Below are 20,545 nucleotides of genomic sequence, written 5' to 3' on the forward strand. Positions count from 1 at the left end.
CGTGTACGACGGCATCATCCAAGACCTGATCGACGAGTTCGGGCGGCTTCCCGGAATCGGGCCGAAGTCGGCCCAGCGCATCGCCTTCCACATCCTGCAGACCGAGAGCTTCGACGTCAGCCGTCTCGCGCAGCTGCTCACCGACCTCCGCGAGAAGGTGCGGTTCTGCCAGATCTGCGGCAACGTCGCCGAGCAGGAGACCTGCTCGATCTGCCGCGACCCTCGACGCAGCCCCACCACGATCTGCGTCGTCGAGGAGGCGAAGGACGTCGTCGCGATCGAGCGCACGCGCGAGTTCCGCGGGCTCTACCACGTGCTCGGCGGTGCGATCAGCCCCATCGACGGCATCGGGCCCGACGACCTCCGCATCGCCCAGCTGCTCGGGCGGCTGAGCGACGGCACCGTCACCGAGGTCATCATCGCGACCGACCCCAACCTCGAGGGCGAGGCCACGGCGACCTACCTCACGCGCCTGCTCGTTCAGCCGAACCTCACCGTCTCGCGGCTGGCGAGCGGTCTGCCCGTCGGCGGCGACCTCGAGTACGCCGACGAGGTCACCCTCGGCCGGGCCTTCGAGGGCCGCCGCACCGTCGAGCGCTGAGGCGGCGCGCGACCCGGCTACAATCGACCCAAGGCCCGCCGCCGCCGTCGTGCCGTGCGTCCGGCCGACGAGGGCGGTCACCCCCGCGAAGTCACTGCAGCACCAGTCACCCGCGCCCCACCGGGCGCGGCGAGCGGACGCGCACCCAGCCCCCACAGCCACAGGAGTTCCGCCGTGAGCCTCATCGTGCAGAAGTTCGGCGGATCCTCCGTCTCCGACGCCGAGAGCATCAAGCGCGTCGCCAAGCGGATCGTCGCCACGCGCAAGGCCGGCAACGACGTCGTCGTCGCCGTGAGCGCCATGGGCGACACGACCGACGAGCTGCTCGACCTCGCCCACGAGGTCAGCCCTCTGCCCGACCCGCGCGAGCTCGACATGCTGCTCACGACAGGCGAGCGCATCTCGATGGCGCTCCTCGCGATGGCCATCAAGAGCATGGGCATCGAGGCGCTGTCGTTCACGGGCAGCCAGGCGGGCATGATCACGGATGCCCAGCACGGCGCCGCCCGCATCGTCGACGTCACCCCCGTCCGCGTCCGCGAGGCGCTCGACCAGGGCGCGATCGCGATCGTCGCCGGCTTCCAGGGCTTCAACCGCGACAGCCGCGACATCACGACGCTCGGCCGCGGCGGCTCCGACACGACCGCCGTCGCACTGGCCGCGGCCCTGGACGCCGACGTCTGCGAGATCTACACCGACGTCGACGGGGTCTTCACCGCCGACCCGCGCATCGTCACGAAGGCGCGCAAGATCGACCGCGTGACCGCGGAGGAGATGCTGGAGCTCGCCGCGAGCGGCGCGAAGGTCCTGCACATCCGCGCCGTCGAGTTCGCGCGCCGCCACGGCGTCACCATGCACGTCCGCTCCTCGTTCACGCACGACGAGGGAACGTGGGTCATCAGCCCGATCGAGGGAGAAGAAGTGGAAGAACCGATCATCACCGGCGTCGCGGGCGATCTCAGCGAGGCGAAGATCACGGTCGTCGGCGTTCCCGACACCCCCGGCAAGGCCGCCGACATCTTCACGATCGTCGCCAAGACCGGCGCGAACATCGACATGATCGTGCAGAACGTCTCGGCCGCCTCCACCGGCCGCACCGACATCTCCTTCACCCTCCCGAAGTCCGACGGCGAGAAGGTTCTCACCGCCCTGCGCGGCGAGCAGATCCCGGTCGGCTTCGAGTCGCTGCAGTACGACGACCAGATCGGCAAGCTCTCGGTCGTCGGCGGCGGCATGCGCACCAACGCCGGCGTCAGCGCCCAGCTCTTCACGGCGCTGAAGGACGCGGGCATCAACATCGAGATGATCTCCACCTCCGAGATCCGCATCTCGGTCGTGACGCGGGCCGACATCCTCAACCACGCCGTGCGGGTCGTGCACACCGCCTTCGGGCTCGACGGCGACACCGACGCGACCGTCTACGCGGGAACGGGGCGATAGCGATGAGCACCACGGGCATCCGCATCGGCGTCGTCGGCGCCACCGGCCAGGTCGGCGCCGTCGTGCGCCGGCTCCTCCTCGAGCGCGAGTTCCCCGTCGAGGAGATCCGCTTCTTCGCGAGCGCCCGCAGCGCCGGCACCGTCATCCCCTTCGGCGATCGGGATGTCGTGGTCGAGGACGCCGCGACGGCCGACCCCACGGGCCTGGACATCGCGATCTTCTCCGCCGGCGCCACGACGAGCAAGGCGCAGGCGCCCCGCTTCGCGGCCGCCGGAGTCACGGTCATCGACAACTCCTCCGGCTGGCGCATGGACCCGCAGGTGCCGCTCGTGGTGAGCGAGGTCAACCCGCACGCGATCGACGAGGCCGAGCTCGGCATCATCGCGAACCCCAACTGCACGACGATGGCCGCGATGCCCGTTCTCAAGGTGCTCGATGCCGAGGCGGGCCTGCGGCGACTCATCGTCAGCACCTACCAGGCCGTCTCGGGCGCGGGGCTGGCCGGCGGCGAGGAGCTCCTCGAGCAGGCGACCGCGGTCGTCGGCCAGGACGCGATGCAGCTCGTGCACGACGGCGGCGCCGTCCAGTACCCGGCCGCGGAGAAGTTCCCCAAGAGCATCGCCTTCAACGTCATCCCGCAGGCCGGCAGCTTCGTCGACGACGGCCTCGGCGAGACGGACGAGGAGAAGAAGCTGCGCAACGAGAGCCGCAAGATCCTCGAGCTGCCCGACCTGCTCGTGAGCGGCCTCTGCGTGCGCGTGCCCGTCTTCACCGGCCACTCCCTCGCGATCAACGCCGAGTTCGAGCGCCCGATCACCCCCGAGCGCGCGCGCGAGCTGCTCGCCGACGCGCCGGGCGTCCAGCTCATGGACGTCCCGACCCCGCTCGATGCGGCCGGAGCCGACCCGAGCCTGGTGGGGCGCATCCGCACCGATGAGGGCGTGCCCGGCGGCCGCGGGCTCGCGCTGTTCATCAGCAACGACAACCTGCGCAAGGGCGCGGCGCTCAACGCCGTGCAGCTCGCCGAGCTCGTCGCCGCGAGGAAGACCGCAGCCTAGACCGGTACCGTCGAGGGATGCCCACGACCCCTGCAGCCGGCGCGCGACGCGCACTGCTCGCGGCCCTCGCCGCGATCGCGACCTCCGCCCTCGTCGGGTGCGCCGCCGGACCGTCCGGCGCGCCCGCATCCCCCGACAGCGACGGCGACGGCCCGCTCGTCGCCTTCTACGGCGACTCGTACACGCTCGGCACCGGGGCCTCCGACCCGTCGAAGCGCTGGTCGTCGATCATCGCCGTCGACCGCGGCTGGCGCGAGTTCAACCCGAGCGTCAACGGTCTCGGCTACGTGCGCAACCGCCCGTTCGTCGGCGACGGCGACCTGCCCTCGATGATCATCGAGCAGAGGCCCGACATCGTCGTCGTCACGATGGGGCTCAACGACAACTTCGACTACGACCGGGTGGGCGAGGGGATCCGCGAGGCGATGATCGCCGACCTCGACCGCCTCGTCGCCGGGCTGCCCGAGGCGCGGTTCATCGTCGTCGAGCCGTTCTGGTACACCGACGTCCGGCCTGAGTCGGTCGAGATCATCAGCGGCTGGCAGCGCGAGCAGGCCGAGCGCATCGGCGCCGACTACATCGCCGGCGCCTCGCGCTGGATCGAGGGCCGACCCGACTGGATGGCCGCCGACGGTCTGCACCCGAACGACGAGGGCTACGCGGCGATGGCCGAGCGGATGGACGCCGAGCTGACGAAGCTGGGCCTGTGATCGTCGGCAGCTACGCCGCGATCGGCGACAGCTTCAGCGAGGGCATGGGCGACGAGCTGCCCGACGGCACCCCGCGCGGTTGGGCCGATCTCGTCGCGCTCGGGCTCGCCGCGGCGCACGCGGCCGCGCAGGCGGACGGAGCGACCGGCGGGGCTGCGGCGACGCCGTTCGGCTACGCCAACCTCGCCATCCGCGGCCGGCTGCTCGGGCCCATCCTCTCCGAGCAGCTGCCGCCCGCGATCGCCCTCCGCCCCGCGCTGCTCACGATCAACGGCGGCGGCAACGACATCATGCGACCGCGGGTGTCGGTGGCATCGACGGCCGACCGCCTCGTGGCCGCGGCCGGCGAGGCGACGGCCGCGGACATCCGCGTCGCGATCGTCAGCGGGGCCGACCCGACCCGGCACCTCCCGCTCGGCCCGCTCATCAGGGCGCGCGGCGACGAGCTCGCCGAAGCGGTGCGCGACCGGCTCGCCGGAACCGGCATCGCCTACATCGACAACTGGGGGGATTCCGTGCTCACCGACCTGAGGTTCTGGTCGGTCGATCGCCTCCACCTCAACGCCCTCGGCCACGCCCGCGTCGCCGGCACCGTGCTCGCGGGGCTCGGGGTCGAGATTCCGGCGGCCGCGCACGCCCCGTCCGAGGCCGGTGCGCCCGACATCGCGCGCCCCCGCACGGCTGAGTACTGGCGGCAGTACGTGCTGCCGTGGATCGGCCGGCGCCTCACCGGCCGCTCGTCGGGCGACGGGCGCACGCCGAAGCGGCCCACGCTGCTGCCGGTCGAGCTGCCGGCCTCGATCTAGCGGCAGGCGCGGCGAGCGCGAGCGCGGCGAACGTCAGCGCGACGAGCGTCATCGCGGCGCGAGGGTCGCCGCGATGACGAGCAGCGCCGGCACCGCGCCGACCGTCGACAGCAGGACGGCGTCGCGCGCGACGGCGACGTGCCGGTCGAAGCGGTGCGCCCAGCTGAAGACGTGCTGGGCGCTCGGCAGGGCCGCGAAGACGACGACCGTGAAGAGCGGCATCCCCGACAGGCCGAACACGAGCCAGCCGACGAGCCAGGCGATCGTCGGCATCACGACGACCTTGAGCGCGGTCGCGAGCAGCGCGTCGCGGCGGCCCGTGCCAGGGGCGAGCACGCGCACGCCGTGCAGCGACATGCCGAACAGCAGCAGGATGATCGGCACCGCGGCGCCGCCCACGAGGTGCACGGGCTCGAGCACGACCTCGGGCAGGCGCCAGCCCATGACCGCGATCAGGACACCGAGGAGCGAGGCGACGATGATCGGGTTGCGCACCGGCTGCAGCAGGACGCGCCCGATCGAGGCGCGCCCGCTCGTGCTCACGTCGAGCACCGCGAGCGCGATGGGGGCGAACACGGTCAGGTTCAGCAGGATCACGGGCGCCGCGAGCGCCGCGTCGCCGAGCACGAAGATCGCGATCGGCAGACCGATGTTGTTGGCGTTCACGTAGCCGGAGGCGAGGGCGACGATCGTCGTCTCGGGCACGCCGCGCCGCCAGACGAACCGCGCGATCACCGTCGCGATGAGGAAGCACGAGACCGCGGCGATCGCCGAGATCGGGATGAGCGAGGAGAAGAGCCGGCTCACGTCGGCCTCCGACAGCACGGTGAGCAGCAGCAGGGGCGTGAGGACGAAGAACGCCAGGCGCGAGAGCACGCGGTCGGCGCCGGGGCCCAGCAGGTCGACGCGGGCGATGACCCAGCCGAGGCCGATGATCGCGGCGAGGACGGCGAAGCCGGTGAGCACGCCGATCATGCGCGGGTCAGTTCGCGGAGGGATGCGCGACGACGGGCGTCGTCACGGAGCCGATGCGCTCGATGTCGATCGTCACGGTGTCGCCGGGGCCGAGCAGCACCGGGGGAGTCCGCACGTAGCCGACGCCGTCGGGCGTGCCCGTGACGATGAGGTCGCCCGGGTTGAGCGTCATGGTGCGGCTCACGAGCGCGAGCACCTCGCCGACCTCGAAGATCATGTCTCGAGTATTGCCGTCCTGCATCGTCTCGCCGTTCACGATCGTGCGGACGCGCAGGCCGTCGCGCAGGTCGCCGACCTCGTCGGAGGTGACGAGGTCGCCCATGGGGCCGGAGGCGTCGGCGTTCTTCCCGAGCGTCCACTGGGCGGTGAGCCTCTGAGCGCGGCGCGCCGAGAGGTCGTTGAACGGGGCGTAGCCGAGGATGCCCGCGCGCGCGGTGTCCGCGTCGACGAGGTGCATCGGCACGGCGATGACGGCGGCGATCTCGCCCTCCCAGTCCAGCCCCGCCTCGTCCACGGGCACCGGCACGGGCGTGCCCTCGGGCACGAGCGAGGCCGTCCACCGGCCGAAGATGACGGGCTTCGTCGGCGGCTCGAAGCTGCCCTCGGCGGCGTGCGCCACGTAGTTGAGGCCCAGGCACAGCACGCGCGCCCCGTCGGGGACGGGGTGGGCGAGGCGCGCCCCGTCGGCGGGGATGCTCCGCTGGCGATCCAGCGACCGCGCGAGCGCCGCCCGCGGATCCTTCCAGAACTCGGCGACGCCCGCGACGGGCACGAGCTGCGCGCCCTCCCGGACGGCGACGATGCGCTCGCCCTCCGAGGTGATGACTCCGACGATCCGCATGCTCGCTCCTCACCGATGCTGGTGCGGAAAACATAGCAAGGGTTAACAGGTTTATCTAGCGCGGGCGGGGCGCCGCTGATACCGTGACCGCCATGGTCACCGAAGCCCCGGCGACGCGAGCGCAGTCGCTCGCGACGACGATCGAGCGCCACATCGTCGACGCGCGGCTCGCCCCCGGCGATCCCGTCGGCACGATCGACGAGTGGCGCGCTCGCTCCGGGTTCGCCCGCGCGACCGTGAGCGAGGCGCTGCGCCTGCTCGTCGACCGCGGGCAGATCGAGATCCGCCCCGGCCGCGGCGGCGGGGTCTTCGTCGCCCGCACCGGCCCCGTGGTGCGCCTGCGCCACACCCTGCTGAGCGTGCACGGCGAGGCGACGACGCTCGCCGACGCGATCGCCATCCGCGAGAGCCTGGAGCCGCTGCTGATCCTCGACGCGACGCGCGCCCGCACCGCCGCCCACGTGCGCGCCCTGCGCACGGGCGTCGCCGCGATCGAGGCGGCGATCGACGACCACGACGCGTTCATCCGCGCGATCTGGCACCTGCACGAGCTCATCGCGGCGATCACGCCCAACGCGATGCTGCGCGCGATGTACCTCGCGATGCTCCAGCTCATCGACGAGCACGCCGAGCGTGCGACGGCGACCGACAGCGGCGACGACTCGAGCGCCTACCGCGAGCACCGGCTCGCGGTGCATCGAGAGCTCGTCGACGCGATCGAATCGCGCGACCTCGAGCGGGCATCCCGCGCCATCGAGGCCCACCGCGCGGAGGCCGCGGCCGGCGCGGACGACGGCGCACGCTCATGACGGGCCCGCTCGGCGGCCTCCTCGTCGTCGATCTGAGCCGCGCGCTCGCCGGCCCGCACGCCGCCATGATGCTCGGCGACCTCGGCGCGCGCGTCATCAAGGTCGAGTCGCCGGGCACGGGCGACGATACCCGCGCCTGGGGTCCGCCCTTCGTCGGGCCGGAGGACGCGCGCGAGTCGACCTACTTCCTCTCGTGCAACCGCAACAAGGAGTCGATCGCTCTCGACCTCAAGAGCGCGGAGGGTGCGGATGCCCTGCGCGCGCTCATCGCCGGCGCCGACGTGCTCGTCGAGAACTTCCGCCCCGGCGTCATGGCCCGCCTGGGTCTCGGCGACGACGAGCTCAGCGCGCTCAACGCGCGGCTCGTCGTGCTCTCGATCACGGGCTTCGGCCACGACGGCCCCGAGGGCGGACGCGCCGGCTACGACCAGATCGCCCAGGGCGAGGCGGGCCTCATGTCGCTCACCGGCCCGAGCCCCGACGACCCGCAGCGCGTGGGCGTGCCGATCGGCGACCTGCTCGCCGGCATGTACGGGGCGTACGGCGTCCTCGCCGCACTGCGCGAGCGCGACGAGACCGGCCGCGGCCAGGTCGTGCGCACGAGCCTGCTCGCCGCGATCGTCGGAGTCCACGCCTTCCAGGGCACGCGCTACACCGTCGCGGGCGAGGTCGGCCGCGCGCAGGGCAACCACCATCCGTCGATCGCGCCCTACGGGCTCTTCCGCACGGCCGACGGGCCCGTCCAGATCGCCGTCGGCAGCGAGCCGCTGTGGCAGGCGCTGTGCCGGGCGATCGACCTCGACCCCGCGACGCCGGGGCTCGCCACGAACCCCGAGCGCGTCGCCAACCGGGCCGCGCTCATCGCGACGATCGAGGCCGCCTTCGCCGAGCGGTCGAGCGCCGAGGTGCTCGCGCAGCTCGAGGCCGCCGGCATCCCCGCCGGAGTCGTGCGCACGCTCGACGAGGTCTACGCCTGGCCGCAGACGCGCGCGCAGGGCCTCGTCGTCGAGGTCGACCACCCGACGCTCGGGCCGATCGAGCTGCCCGGCCCGCCGCTACGGTTCTTCGACCTCGAGGGGGAGGAGCGCACGCGGCGCGCCCACGTCGCGCCGCCCACGCTCGGGCAGCACGACGACGCCGTGCGGGAATGGCTGGCGACGACGTGAGCGGCGCCTCCCCGCGGGCGATCGACGTCCACGCCCACTTCTACCCGCCCGAGTACGTCTCCGTCGTGCGCGAGGTCGCCGCGCAGGAGGGCCGCGCCGGCGACATCGCGCGCGCCTTCCTCGCGCACCGCATCATCACGGCGGTGCCGACCTTCCTCGGCGCGCTCGACGAGCGCCTCCGCCTCCTGGACGACGCCGGCATCGACAAGCAGCTGCTGAGCTTCGCCTCGCTCACCGTGTGGCACCCCGACCCCGGCATGCGGGCGCGTCTCGTCACGGCCTTCAACGACGGATGCTCGGCCGTGGTCGAGCGGGCTCCCGACCGCTTCGGTCTGCTCGCCTCGCTGCCTCTTCCGCACATCGCCGAGTCGGCGACGGAGGCGAGGCGAGCCCGGGGTCTTCCGGGGTTCTCGGGCTACAGCATCCCGACCCACATCGACACCGCGCCCATCGACGACGCGCGATTCGAGAGCGTCTACGCCGCGATGGCCGAGGGTGGCGCCGACGGCGCGTCGACGCTCGTGCTCGCGCACCCCGACGGCTTCTGCGCGCCCGGCGCGCTCGCCGACCACGGCATGGAGTGGGCGATCGGCGCCCCCTTCGAGGACACGATCGCGGCCGTGCGCCTCATCGCCTCGGGCCTCGCCGAGCGGCACCCCGGGCTGCAGTGGGTGATCCCGCATCTCGGCGGCACGCTGCCCTTCCTGCTGCACCGGCTGCGCTGGCGCTGGCGCCTCGAGGCCGAGCACCTCGGCACCCCCGACCACTCCGGCGGCGCGCTCGAGCGGCTGCTGTTCGACTCGGCGAACTGCTCGCCCGAGACCCTGCGCCTCGCGCGCGAGGTACTGCCCGAGGGTTCGATCGTGTTCGGCAGCGACTTCCCGTTCGTCGACCCGACCGATCTCGCGCGGCCCGTGGCGCTCGTCGCCGATCATGCGGCGGATGCCCGGGGCATCCTGCACGACCGGCTCGCCTCGCGGCTCGCCCCGGCCCCGCCGTCCGCCCCGACGTCTGCCGCGTCCCCGCCCGCGACCCAGAAGGAGCCCGCATGAGCGCTCTCGTCGTCAACATCATGTTCGAGCAGTGGGATCCGGGCGTCGCCCCGGGCCTGGGCCCCATGGGCAACCCGCTGCCCGGCGGCGCGGTCGACCACCAGGCGATCTCGTGGGCCGACTACGGCTGGCGGACGGGCGTCTGGTCGGCGCTCGAGCTGCTCGCGCGCGAGGGCGTCCTGGCGACCTTCTATGCGAGCGGCATCCTGACCGAGACGGCGCCGGATGCACTGCGCGCGATCACGGGCGCGGGCCACGAGCTCGCCGGGCACAACTGGGCGCAGAACCGCATCCCCGCGCTCATCGACCCCGCGGCGGAGGCCGAGGAGATCGCGCGCTGCACGACGGCGATCGAGCAGATCGCGGGCGCGCGCCCGGTCGGCTGGATCAGCCCGCGCTGCACACCGAGCGCCGCGACCTCGCGCCTGCTCGCCGCAGCCGGCTACACGTGGCACGGCGACGTGTTCGACGCCGAGACGCCGTACTGGCGCCTCACCGAGTCGGGCCCGATCGTCGCGCTGCCCTTCGGCATGGAGATCAACGATCTGCCCATGACCGTCCGCTACGGCCAGCCGACCCGTGCGCTCGTCGACGCCTACGCCTTCGCGGCCGAGGCGCTCGACGTTTCCGGCGGCCGGGGCCACGTCGACGTCACGCTCCACGCCCATGTCGGCTGCCGCCCCGCGGGGCTGCTCGCGCTCGCGCGCATCATCGGGCACGCCCGCGGCCTCGGCCACGAGATCGTGACGCGCGCTGACCTCGCCGATCGGTTCGCCCGCGCGGACGAGGTCGAGCGCGCGGGGTGATCCGTCTCGGTGCGGCGGCTCAGCCCAGGAGGCCGAGCCGCTCGCTCATGAGTCGCGCGGCCTCGCGCACTGCGGCGCCGACCTCGGCGATGTCGAGGCGGCGCATGCGGTCCATGGGGCTCGAGAGCGTGATCGCGCCGGCGCAGCGGCCGGAGGCGTCGAAGAAGGGGGCGGCGACACCGCCGCCGTTCGGCACCCAGCGGCCCGGGCTGTACGAGTAGCCGACCTCGAGATCGTGCTCGACCTGCGCTCGCAGCTCCTCCGGGTCGGTGAGGCTGTTCTCGGTGTGCGCGACGAGCGGGCGGCGCATGATCGCCTCGCGCTCCTCCGGCGTCATCCCGGTGAGGATCGCCATGCCCGAAGCACCGCTCACGAGCGGGAACGCCTTGCCGAGCTCGATGACGTAGCGGATGGTGTTGTCGCAGTCGACCTTCGCGCGGTAGACGAGAGTGTCGTCGACGCGCGCGACGGCGTAGCAGGTCTCGTTGAAGCGGGCGACGAGCTTCTTCAGCAGCGGCTCGGCGGCCTTGGCGAGGGAGTCGCGCTCGGCGAGGGCGGCGACGATCGAGAACAGCCGGGGGCCGGCGGCGTACATGCCGCGCTCGCGCTCCTGCTGCGCGTAGCCGAGCTCCTCGAATCGGGTGAGGATCCGGCTGACCGCGCTGCGGTCGATGCCGGTCTGGCGGGCGGCCTCGCGCACCCCGATCCCGTCGGCGTGGGTGGCGATGAGCTCGAGGAGCGTGACGGCCCGGTCGAGCATCCCGGATTTCTGCGATGCGGTGGCGCCGGACTCCATGGGGGCCATCGTAACGGCGCGCCGCCCCGGCGCGACTTGACATGACCCCCGAGTCGCGCGAACATAACAAGACATCGTCTTGACATACAAGACAAGTAGGCCAGCTGGGGATCGGGCCGCGCGAGCGCGCCGGGCTCCGAGGTCGTGACGACGAAGGAGTCATCATGACGCGCATGACCGGCGCCGAGTACCTCTCGCGCTCTCTCGACGCGTGGGAGGTCGAGGCCGTGTTCCTCGTGCCCACGTCCCTCAGCGCCACCCTCGTGACGATGGAGCGAGAGACCTCCATCAAGCGCATCGTCACCCACGGCGAGAAGGCCGCCGCCTACATGGCCGACGGCTACGCGCGCGCGACCGGCAAGCCCGGCGTCTGCATGGCGCAGAACATCGGCGCCGCGAACCTCGCCGCCGGGCTCCGCGACGCCTACCTCGGCAGCTCGCCCGTGCTCGCGCTCACCGGCGGGCCCTACGAGTGGAGCCGCGGCCGCAACTACTACCAGGAGATCGAGGACTTCCCGCTCTTCAAGCCCGTCACGCGCTCGAGCCGCCAGGTCTTCGACGTGAGCCGCCTGCCCGACCAGCTCGACCAGGCCCTCCGCGACGCGACGACCGGCAAGCCCGGCCCCGTTCACCTCGAGCTCGCCGGCCACACGGGCGACACGATCGAGAACCAGTCCTTCGACGTCGAGCTGCCGACGCCCGGCGCTCGCCGCACCCCCGCCTTCCGCATCGCCCCCGAGCCCGGCGCGATCCAGGCGGCCGCGGCCGCCATCCGCGCCGCCGAGCGCCCGGTGATCCTCTCCGGGGGCGGCGTGCGGATGTCCGGGGCCGGCCCCGAGGTCGTCGCGCTCGCCGAGCGCCTCGGCGCCCCTCTCGCGACCTCGCTCAACGGCAAGGACACCGTCCCGGCCGACCACCCGCTCGCGATCGGGATCCCGGGCCTGTACGCCCGCGCGAGCGCGAACCAGATCATCCTCGAGGCCGACCTCGTCGTCTACATCGGCAGTCAGACCGGCAGCCAGGTGACGCTCACCTGGCAGGTGCCAGCGCCGAGCACGGCCGTCGTGCACATCGACATCGAGCCGAAGGAGCTCGGGCGCCACTACCCGCGCACGACGCCCGTCGTCGCCGACGCCAGGCTCGGCGTGCTCGCCCTGCTCGAGGCGCTCGGCGACGTCGACGCCGCCCGCCTCGCCTCGTGGCGCGACCGCGCCGCCGAGCTCGGCGCGCGCTGGCGCGCGAGCGTCGCCGAGCTCGAGGATTCGGACGCCGCGCCCATGCGCCCCGAGCGCCTCGCGCGCGACCTCGGCCACCTGCTGCCCGACAACGCGCTCGTCGTGAGCGACACCGGCCACGCCGGCATGTGGACGGCCGCGCACCTCGACCTCGCGAAGCCGAACCAGGGCTTCCTGCGCGCGGCCGGATCGCTCGGCTGGGGCCTGCCCGCCGGCATCGGCGCCCAGATCGCGCGCCCCGACCTGCAGGTCGTCGTCTTCACCGGCGATGGCGGGCTGTTCTACCACCTCTCCGAGCTCGAGACCGCGGCGCGCTGGAACGTGCCGCTCACGGTCGTCGTCAACGACAACCGCTCGCTCAATCAGGAGATCAACCCGTACACCGTCGCCTACGGCGGCAGCCTGAACGGCCGCCACCACGAGCTCTGGCACTTCCAGGACATCGACCTGGCTCGCGTCGCCGAGTCGCTCGGCGTCACGGGGATCCGCGTCACCCGCCCGCAGGATCTCGAGCCCGCGCTCGCGCGCGCCACCGAGATCGACGGCCCCGTCCTCATCGACGTGGTCTCCGACATCGAGGCCGTCGCGCCGAAGGGCTCGGCGCAGCGCGCCGGGGCCTGACCCCGCCGCCGGCCCGCCCCCGACGCCCCAGCACCGACGCAGACCAGGAAGACTCGCATGGATCTCAGCCGCCTCACCGTCCGCTCGTTCCTCGAGAGCGCCGTCGAGCGCAACGCCGACGCGCCCTACCTGTTCTGGGAGGACGAGGTCGAGACCTACGAGCAGTTCAACGCGCACGTCGACCGCGCCGCCGCGTTCTGGCACAACGTCGGGGTGCGCAAGGGCGACCGGGTCGCCTTCATGGCCGACAACTCGCCCGCCTTCCTCCACGCCTGGCTCGGGCTGGCGAAGATCGGCGCCGTGCTCGTGGCCATCAACACGGGCTTCAAGTTCGCCGAGGCGCAGTACCTGGTCGAGCACTCCGAGGCGCGGTTCGCCCTCATCGACCCGCAGCACGCCGAGCTCTTCCGCCGCATCGAGGACGCCTCGCCGAGCCTGCACTCGACATTCACGATCGGCGCCGCCGAGGGCTACGACGACTTCCTCACGAGCGCGGCCGAGATGCGCGCGGTGGCGCCGTCGGTCGACCTCGTCGGCGACGACCTCATCTCGCTCATCTACACCTCCGGCACGACCGGCCGGCCCAAGGGCGTCATGCAGCCGCACCGCAACTACGTGCTCACCGGCCAGGCCTACCCGCACTGGATGAGGATGGAGCGCGGCGACCGCATCTACGCGTGCCTGCCCCTCTTCCACATCAACTCGCAGGCCTACTCGACGATGGGCGCGATCGGCGCCGAGGGAGCCATGGTGCTCGCGCCGCGCTTCAGCGCGAGCCGCTTCTGGCCGGACGTCCGCAAGCACGACGTCACGGTGTTCAACTTCATCGGCGCGATGACGGTCATCCTGTCGAAGAAGGAGCCGGGCCCGGATGACCGCGATCACCGCGTGCGCGTCGCCTACGGAGTGCCCGCGCTCCCGCACGACGTGCGCACCGAGGTCGAGCGCCGCTTCGGGCTCGCGTGCGTCTCGGGCTTCGGCATGAGCGAGACGACCTACGGCCTGCTCGAGCCGATCGACGAGCCCCGCCACCCGGACTCGATGGGCGTGCCGCGCTCGCACCCCGACCCGTCCGTCCCCGCGACCGAGGCCCGAATCGTCGGGCTCGACGGGCAGGAGCTGCCCCGCGGCGAGATCGGCGAGCTCGTGCTGCGCAACCCGGCCATGATGCTCGGCTACTTCCGCGAGCCCGAGAAGACCGCCGAGGCGCTCCGCGACGGCTGGCTCTACACGGGCGACAGCGCGTGGCAGGCGGAGGACGGCTACTTCTACTTCGTCGACCGCAAGAAGGACATCGTGCGCCGCCGCGGCGAGAACGTCTCCTCCCTCGAGGTCGAGATGATCGTCAACACCCACCCCGACGTGCAGGAGTCCGCCGTCATCGGTGTGCCGAGCGAGCTCACCGACGAGGAGCTCTGCGTCTTCGTCGTCGCCCGCGACGGCCGCACCGTCGACCCGGCCGCGATCGTCGCGTGGTGCGACGAGCAGCTCGCCGCCTTCAAGGTGCCGCGCTACGTCGAGATCGTCGACGCGCTGCCGAAGACCCCCACGGCGAAGATCGAGAAGCACCGCCTGCGCTCTGGCGACTACGGCGCGGGCGAGCGCTACGACGCCGGCGCGCGATCGACCAAGGCGGGCGCGCGCGGCTAGCGCCGAGCATCCGCCCCCGTACTCAAACAGCAGCACCGATCACCGGATAGAGAGAAGGACACGATGGCAACGACGCCGAATGTCGAGACCGTGCGCGAGCTCGTGAAGCAGTACTCCAACTGGGGGCGCTGGGGCGACGACGACGATCGGGGCACGCTCAACCACCTCACCCCCGAGCGCGTCGCGGCCGCCGCGGCGTCCATCCGCTCGGGCAAGACCATCTCGATGGCGCTGCCGATGGACGCGAGCGGGCCGCAGGTGAGCGGCGGCTTCGGCGGGCGCTTCAACCCCATCCACCTCATGTTCCGCGACGGCGGCGACATCTCGATGGGCACCGTCGTCGACGAGTTCTACCAGGGCAACGACCGCCACCTGCGCGGCACCGACGACATCATCATCATGGCGCTGCAGTCGTCGACGCAGTGGGATGCCCTCGCGCACATCTTCTTCGACGGCCACATGTACAACGGCTTCGGCCCCGAGCAGGTGACGAGCAAGGGCGCCAAGGTCGGCGCCGTCGGCGTCGCCGCCGCCAGCATGGCCGGTCGCGGAGTGCTGCTCGACATCGCGCGGCTCAAGGGCGTCGACGCGCTCGAGCCCGGGTACGCGATCACGGCCGAGGACCTCGAGGCGGCCGAGAAGATGCACGGCGTCACGGTCGGCGCGGGCGACTTCCTCATGGTGCGCACGGGCATGACCGGTGAGCGCAAAGGCAAGTGGGGCGACTACGCGGGCGGCCCGGCCCCGGGGATGGGCCTGGAGTCGATCCCGTTCATCCACGGCCGCGACATCGCCGGCCTCGCCGTCGACACGTGGGGCATGGAGGTGCTGCCGAATCAGACGCCCGACGTCTTCCAGCCGCTGCACTGCGTGTTCATCGTCGGTATGGGTCTGTGGATCGGCGAGATCTTCGACTTCGAGGCGCTCGCCGACGACTGCGCCGAGGACGGCCAGTACGACTTCTTCTTCTGCGCGCCGCCCATGACCTTCACGCGCGCGGTCGGCTCGCCCGTGAACCCGATGGCGATCAAGTGAGCACGGGCTCGCGCTACTCGATCGCCGTCCTCCCGGGCGACGGCATCGGCCACGAGGTCATGCCGCCCGCCCTCGAGGTCGTCGAGGCCGTCGCCGCCCAGCACGGCTTCGCGGTCGGGTGGCGCGAGCTGCCGTGGAGCTGCGCCTACCACCACGAGCACGGCCGGATGATGCCGGAGGACGGCACCGACCAGCTGCGCGAGCACGACGCCATCCTGCTCGGCGCCGTCGGCGACCCCTCGCTGCCCGACCACGTCTCACTGTGGGGGCTGCTCATCCCCATCCGCCGGGCGTTCGACCTGTACGCGAACATCCGCCCCGCGCTGCTGCTGCCGGGTGTCGAGAGCCCGCTGCGCGACACGAGCCGCGGCATTGACATCCTCGTGGTGCGCGAGAACAGCGAGGGCGAGTACTCGGAGATCGGGGGGCGCTTCCGACCCGGCACGCCCGAGGAGGTCGCGGTGCAGGAGGCCGTGTTCTCCCGCCGTGGGACGAAGCGCATCATCGAGTACGCCGCGCGCGCCGCCGAGCAGCGCTCGGGGCGCCTGACGTCGGCGACGAAGTCGAACGGCATCATCCACTCGATGACCTTCTGGGACGAGGTCTTCCACGAGGTCATGGCCGAGCATCCGAGCGTCGAGGGGCGGCTCATGCACGTCGACGCGCTCGCCGCGCGTTTCGTCAGCCACCCGCACGACCTCGACGTCGTCGTCGGCTCGAACCTCTTCGGCGACATCCTCACCGACATCGGCGCGGTCATCGTCGGCAGCATGGGCATGGCGCCGTCGGCCAACATCAACCCCGACGCGGACGTGCCCGGCATGTTCGAGCCCGTGCACGGCTCGGCGCCCGACATCGCCGGGCGCGGCATCGCGAACCCCATCGGCCAGATCTGGTCGGCATCGATGATGCTCGACCACCTCGGCGAGACCGCCGCCGCGGCGACGATCATGGAGGCCGTGCGCGGCGTGCTCGGCGAGGGCGGCCCGCGCACCGCCGACCTCGGCGGCAGCGCGACGACCGCCGACGTGACCGCGGCCGTGCTCGACCGCATCCGCGACAGCGCCCCGCAGAACGGAGCCCGCTCATGACCGGAACCGCCGTCCCGCCGATCACTCCGCGGGGTGAGGAGGCCCGCTACTACGAGCGCCTGCGCGCGCACGAGGTCACCTACCAGGGCTGCGCCGACTGCGACTCCGTGATCTTCCCGCTGCGGACGGTCTGCCCGGGCTGCGGCTCGGAGTCGCTCGAGGATCGCGTCTCGTCGGGGCGCGGGAGCATCCACTCGTTCACGACGCAGCATCGCGCCGGGCATCCGCTGCTCGCCGATCGCGTGCCGTACACGCTCGTCCTCGTCGACCTCGACGAGGGGTTCCGCGTCATGGCCGACCTGCCGGGCGTCGACCCGGAGTCGGTCGCGGTCGGGCAGAGCGTCGAGGCGTGGTTCGACGACATCGACGAGCGCCTCACGGTGCTGCGCTTCCGGCGCGCGGGGGAGGACTCGTGAGCATCCGGGGCACCGCTGCCATCGTCGGCGCCGCGCAGGTCGACACCTTCCGCACGGAGGGGCGCTCGCCCGTCGGCCTCATGGCCGTCTCGGTGACGCGTGCGCTCGCCGACGCCGGGCTCACGCTCGCCGACGTCGACGGCGTCTTCACCTCGTCGTCGTACTACGCCTTCCCCTCGCTCACCCTCAGCGAGTACCTCGGCATCCATCCGCGCTTCGTCGACACCACCGCGATCGGCGGCGCCTCGTTCGTCGCGCACCTCGGGCACGCGGCCGCGGCCATCCAGGCGGGGCTGTGCGAGGTCGCCGTGGTCGCGTACGGCAGCACCCAGCGCAGCGACGCCGGGAAGCTCGTGAGCATGGCCGAGTCGTCGCCGTACGAGGCGCCGTACGGGCTCATCCACCCCATCGGCGCGTTCGGCATGGTCGCGAACCGCCACATGGCGCAGTACGGCACGACGAGCGAGCAGCTCGCCGAGCTCGCCGTCGCCGCGCGCGCATGGTCGCTGCTGACCGACGACGCCCCGTACCCGGCGCCGCTCACGATCGACGAGGTCGTGAGCTCGCCCGTCATCGCGAGCCCCCTGCACAAGCTCGACTGCTGCCTCGTCACCGACGGCGGCGGCGCCGTCGTGCTCGTCTCGGCCGAGCGCGCGCGCGACCTGAGATCCGACCCTGTCTACCTGCTCGGCACGGGGGAGGCGCAGAACCACCGCAACTTCTCGCAGATGCCCGACCTCACATCGACCGAGGCCTCGCGCAGCTCGGCGCGCGCGCTCGAGATGGCGGGCGTGACGCTCGGCGAGATCGACACCGTGCACGTCTACGACGCCTTCACGATCAGCCTGCTCGTGCTGCTGGAGGATCTCGGCTTCTGCGCCAAGGGCGAGGGCGGCGCCTTCGTCGAGGGCGGCCGCGTCGCCCCCGGGGGTGAGCTCGCGCTCAACACCAACGGCGCGGGCCTCTCGCACGTGCACCCCGGCATGCTCGGCATGTTCCTGATCATCGAGGCGGTGCAGCAGCTGCGCGGCGCGGCCGGCCGACGACAGGTGCCGGATGCCCGGCTCTCGCTCGTCCACGGCATGGGCCTCACGCTCGCCGCGCACGCCACCGCCGTCCTCTCGAACCAGCCCCCCGCCTAGCCCCCTCGCGTCAGAGACCGGAGTCAGACATGCAGTCAGCCGACCACGTGAGCATCACGGTGCTCGTCGACAACTACATCGACATGCTCATGCAGAACTCGCCGGGCATCCGCCGGCAGGGGATGGCCGAGCACTTCCTGCCGCGGCGGGGCACCCCGCTCGCCGAGAACGGCATCGCGTTCCTGATCCGCGCGACGACTGCGGGCCGGACGACGACGATCCTGTTCGACGCGGGCATGAGCGGGATCCCGATCATCCACAACGCGACGGTGCTCGGCCTCGACTGGGACGAGATCGACCAGGTGGTGCTCAGCCACGGGCATCCCGATCATTTCGGGGGCATCTACGCGGCGCTCGGGGCGATCGGTCGCCGCGTGCCGCTCGTCGTGCACCCGAGCGCCTTCCATCCCCGGTCGATCCGGCGGCCCGACCTCATGATCCAGTACTTCAACCGCGGCCTCACCGAGCGCGAGCTCGAGGAGGCGGGGGCGGCGCTCGTGAAGGTGCGCGAGCCGCTCGACCTCGCGCCGGGCGTCATGACGAGCGGCGAGATCCCGATCTCGGTCGACTTCGAGCACGAGGTCCCGGCCGGTCGGTTCAGCGTGCGCGACGGTCACGTGCACGCCGACCCGCTGGAGGACTACCTGACGCTCGTGATCAACGTCACGGGGGTGGGGCTCATCGTCCTCGACCCGTGCGGGCACTCGGGCGTGCTGAGCTCGCTCGACCACGCCTCCTCGCTCGCGCCGGACGCGCCGCTGCACGGCGTGATGGGCGGGTTCCATCTCGGCCACGCCGGCATCACGCAGCAGAAGATCGATCGCACGGTCGACGGCCTCATCGAGCGGGGCCTGCGACTCGTCTCGCCCATGCACTGCAGCGGGTTCCGCGCCCAGCGCGCGGTCGCGGAGCGCATGCCGGAGGCGTTCGCCCTCATGACCGCGGGTGCCGAGGTGGAGATCTCCGCACCCGTCTCCCCGCCGTCGAAGGAGGAATCCGACACGACGCAGAAAAAGTAAGACACTGTCTTGACATTGCCCTACTGCCCTGACACATTGAGCAGTAGACGCGGAGACCGCTGATGATCCCCGCGCCCCCGAACTGCAGGAACACCCGCACCACCCCGATGCACCGATTCAAAGGAGATTCGAGCATGAAGACGCAGCTGAAGTTCGCCGCGCTGAGCGCGATCGCGGCCCTCACCCTCACGGCGTGCGCCGCCCCGGCGGCCGAGCCCGGTGAGGACGGCGAGGAGCGCTACGAGTTCACGATGGGCATGGCCTCCGAGGACACCTACACCGCCGAGTGGTGGGGCTGGCTCGCCGCCGACACCCTGGGCTACTACGACGAGCTCGGGCTCGACGTCGAGTTCGTCGGAACGGGCGGCTCGGGCGACGCCATGGAGCAGGTCATCGCCGGCAACCTCGACGCCGGCAACCCTTCCGCCCCCGCCTTCGGCGAGGCGGCCCTCGTCGGCCTCGAGGTCGTGAACGTGTTCACGTACTCCAGCGGCGCGATCTTCGGCATCTTCGCGCCGAAGGACGGGCCGATCACGGAGATCGCCGACCTCAAGGGCACCAACATCGGTATCTCGGAGCCGGGCGGCGGCGAGGTCGCCTTCCTCGAGGCGGCGCTGCGCGAGGCCGGCATCGACCCGCTGACCGAGGTGACGTTCGTCCCGATCGGCGACGGCGGCCCCGAGACCCTCGCGGCCCTCGAGAACGGCTCGGTCGACGCGTACTCCACCGCGTACAACGACATCTTCGCCGTGCAGACGGCGGGCGTGTACCTCAACGACCTCACGCCGTCGATCTACAACACCTTCCCCGCCCGCGGCATCATCTCGACCCCCGCCCGGGTCGCCGAGAAGCCCGAGGCCTTCCAGCGCTTCGCCACGGGAACCGCGATGGGCATCTACTTCTGCCTGCAGAACGAGGAGGCCTGCCGTGACATGATGCGAGGAGCCATCCCCGCCGCGTTCGAGCAGAACGCCGACGGCATCTCGCAGGGCGACCTCCGCTTCGAGCTGTCGCTCGAGCAGGTGCCGCCGGCCGACATCGAGCGCATCGGTGCGCACGACGTCGAGGGCACCCAGGCCTTCCTCGACCTGATCCAGTCGACCTCCGCCGACTACCAGGCCGTGAACGCCGAGGACGTCCTCAACGACGACTTCATCGACGCCGCGAACGACTTCGATCGTGAGCGCGTCGAGGAGGACGCCGCGAACTACGAGCTCCAGAACCAGTAGTACCGAGCTCTCCGACCCTCAACGACGAGAACGGATTCACGACACCA

The 20,545-nt window shown here is 72.0% G+C and carries 20 protein-coding genes; 17 read left to right on the top strand and 3 right to left on the bottom strand.

Annotated elements, in window-relative coordinates:
• Position 1: 1 nt before the first annotated feature.
• From recR to ASG83_RS06450, 5 genes are all read left to right on the top strand, one after another.
• Positions 2–601, top strand: coding sequence for a recombination mediator RecR (recR, locus tag ASG83_RS06430; RefSeq protein WP_055858284.1), 600 nt, complete (start codon positions 2–4; stop codon positions 599–601).
• 174 nt (positions 602–775) lie between these two features.
• Positions 776–2,041 (top strand): aspartate kinase, encoded by a 1,266-nt coding sequence (locus tag ASG83_RS06435; RefSeq protein WP_055858286.1) that lies wholly within the window; start codon positions 776–778, stop codon positions 2,039–2,041.
• A gap of 2 nt (positions 2,042–2,043) precedes the next feature.
• Positions 2,044–3,099, top strand: coding sequence for an aspartate-semialdehyde dehydrogenase (locus ASG83_RS06440; protein ID WP_055858289.1), 1,056 nt, complete (start codon positions 2,044–2,046; stop codon positions 3,097–3,099).
• 17 nt (positions 3,100–3,116) lie between these two features.
• Entirely contained in the window at positions 3,117–3,809 is a 693-nt protein-coding gene (locus tag ASG83_RS06445; protein ID WP_055858292.1) for an SGNH/GDSL hydrolase family protein, read from the top strand.
• Positions 3,806–4,615 carry an SGNH/GDSL hydrolase family protein gene (locus ASG83_RS06450; protein WP_255358244.1) on the top strand — a complete coding sequence of 270 codons (810 nt, stop codon included), beginning with the start codon at positions 3,806–3,808 and terminating at the stop codon, positions 4,613–4,615. The genes ASG83_RS06445 and ASG83_RS06450 overlap by 4 nt, the downstream gene beginning before the upstream one ends.
• 48 nt (positions 4,616–4,663) lie before the next feature.
• Here the strand turns inward: ASG83_RS06450 and ASG83_RS06455 are convergent, their stop codons facing one another.
• Together ASG83_RS06455 and ASG83_RS06460 are read right to left on the bottom strand one after the other, a co-directional pair.
• The gene (locus tag ASG83_RS06455) at positions 4,664–5,590 is read right to left on the bottom strand and encodes an AEC family transporter (protein ID WP_055858295.1); all 927 of its coding nucleotides are present in this window, start codon (positions 5,588–5,590) and stop codon (positions 4,664–4,666) included.
• Between the two features lie 7 nt (positions 5,591–5,597).
• Positions 5,598–6,431 carry a fumarylacetoacetate hydrolase family protein gene (locus ASG83_RS06460; protein WP_055858298.1) on the bottom strand — a complete coding sequence of 278 codons (834 nt, stop codon included), beginning with the start codon at positions 6,429–6,431 and terminating at the stop codon, positions 5,598–5,600.
• A gap of 92 nt (positions 6,432–6,523) precedes the next feature.
• Between ASG83_RS06460 and ASG83_RS06465 the strand changes: the two genes are divergently transcribed.
• Genes ASG83_RS06465 through ASG83_RS06480 form a run of 4 tightly spaced genes read left to right on the top strand, consistent with a single transcriptional unit; the run spans position 6,524 to position 10,264 of the window.
• Positions 6,524–7,240 (top strand): FadR/GntR family transcriptional regulator, encoded by a 717-nt coding sequence (locus ASG83_RS06465; protein ID WP_055858301.1) that lies wholly within the window; start codon positions 6,524–6,526, stop codon positions 7,238–7,240.
• Positions 7,237–8,406: a CaiB/BaiF CoA-transferase family protein gene (locus tag ASG83_RS06470; protein WP_055858304.1), complete on the top strand. Its 1,170-nt coding sequence runs from the start codon at positions 7,237–7,239 to the stop codon at positions 8,404–8,406. The genes ASG83_RS06465 and ASG83_RS06470 overlap by 4 nt, the downstream gene beginning before the upstream one ends.
• A complete protein-coding gene (locus tag ASG83_RS06475; protein ID WP_055858307.1) occupies positions 8,388–9,458 on the top strand; it encodes an amidohydrolase family protein in 1,071 nt (356 codons plus the stop codon). Before ASG83_RS06470 ends, ASG83_RS06475 begins: the two co-directional genes overlap by 19 nt.
• Positions 9,455–10,264, top strand: coding sequence for a polysaccharide deacetylase family protein (locus ASG83_RS06480; RefSeq protein WP_055858310.1), 810 nt, complete (start codon positions 9,455–9,457; stop codon positions 10,262–10,264). The genes ASG83_RS06475 and ASG83_RS06480 overlap by 4 nt, the downstream gene beginning before the upstream one ends.
• Before the next feature lie 19 nt (positions 10,265–10,283).
• Here ASG83_RS06480 and ASG83_RS06485 read toward each other — a convergent pair whose 3' ends face one another.
• Positions 10,284–11,060, bottom strand: coding sequence for an IclR family transcriptional regulator (locus ASG83_RS06485; protein WP_055858313.1), 777 nt, complete (start codon positions 11,058–11,060; stop codon positions 10,284–10,286).
• A gap of 164 nt (positions 11,061–11,224) precedes the next feature.
• On the opposite strand from ASG83_RS06485, the gene ASG83_RS06490 reads away from it, so the two are divergent.
• The 8 genes from ASG83_RS06490 (at position 11,225) to ASG83_RS06525 (ending at position 20,498) form a co-directional block, all read left to right on the top strand.
• Positions 11,225–12,916 carry a thiamine pyrophosphate-binding protein gene (locus ASG83_RS06490; RefSeq protein WP_055858316.1) on the top strand — a complete coding sequence of 564 codons (1,692 nt, stop codon included), beginning with the start codon at positions 11,225–11,227 and terminating at the stop codon, positions 12,914–12,916.
• 57 nt (positions 12,917–12,973) lie between these two features.
• Positions 12,974–14,566, top strand: coding sequence for an ATP-dependent acyl-CoA ligase (locus tag ASG83_RS06495; RefSeq protein ID WP_055858319.1), 1,593 nt, complete (start codon positions 12,974–12,976; stop codon positions 14,564–14,566).
• A gap of 63 nt (positions 14,567–14,629) precedes the next feature.
• Complete coding sequence (locus tag ASG83_RS06500; RefSeq protein ID WP_055858322.1) at positions 14,630–15,601, top strand: cyclase family protein; 972 nt, start codon at positions 14,630–14,632, stop codon at positions 15,599–15,601.
• Positions 15,598–16,692, top strand: coding sequence for a tartrate dehydrogenase (locus tag ASG83_RS06505; protein ID WP_082599108.1), 1,095 nt, complete (start codon positions 15,598–15,600; stop codon positions 16,690–16,692). The genes ASG83_RS06500 and ASG83_RS06505 overlap by 4 nt, the downstream gene beginning before the upstream one ends.
• On the top strand, positions 16,689–17,108 hold the full coding sequence (locus tag ASG83_RS06510; RefSeq protein WP_055858325.1) for a Zn-ribbon domain-containing OB-fold protein: 420 nt from the start codon (positions 16,689–16,691) through the stop codon (positions 17,106–17,108). The genes ASG83_RS06505 and ASG83_RS06510 overlap by 4 nt, the downstream gene beginning before the upstream one ends.
• Positions 17,105–18,250, top strand: coding sequence for an acetyl-CoA acetyltransferase (locus ASG83_RS06515; RefSeq protein ID WP_055858328.1), 1,146 nt, complete (start codon positions 17,105–17,107; stop codon positions 18,248–18,250). The genes ASG83_RS06510 and ASG83_RS06515 overlap by 4 nt, the downstream gene beginning before the upstream one ends.
• Before the next feature lie 29 nt (positions 18,251–18,279).
• Entirely contained in the window at positions 18,280–19,269 is a 990-nt protein-coding gene (locus tag ASG83_RS06520) for an MBL fold metallo-hydrolase (RefSeq protein WP_055858331.1), read from the top strand.
• Positions 19,270–19,403: 134 nt separating this feature from the next.
• A complete protein-coding gene (locus ASG83_RS06525) occupies positions 19,404–20,498 on the top strand; it encodes an ABC transporter substrate-binding protein (RefSeq protein ID WP_055858333.1) in 1,095 nt (364 codons plus the stop codon).
• Positions 20,499–20,545: the final 47 nt, after the last annotated feature.

Origin of the sequence: Yonghaparkia sp. Soil809, assembly GCF_001429705.1 — a bacterium.
Taxonomy (GTDB): domain Bacteria; phylum Actinomycetota; class Actinomycetes; order Actinomycetales; family Microbacteriaceae; genus Microcella.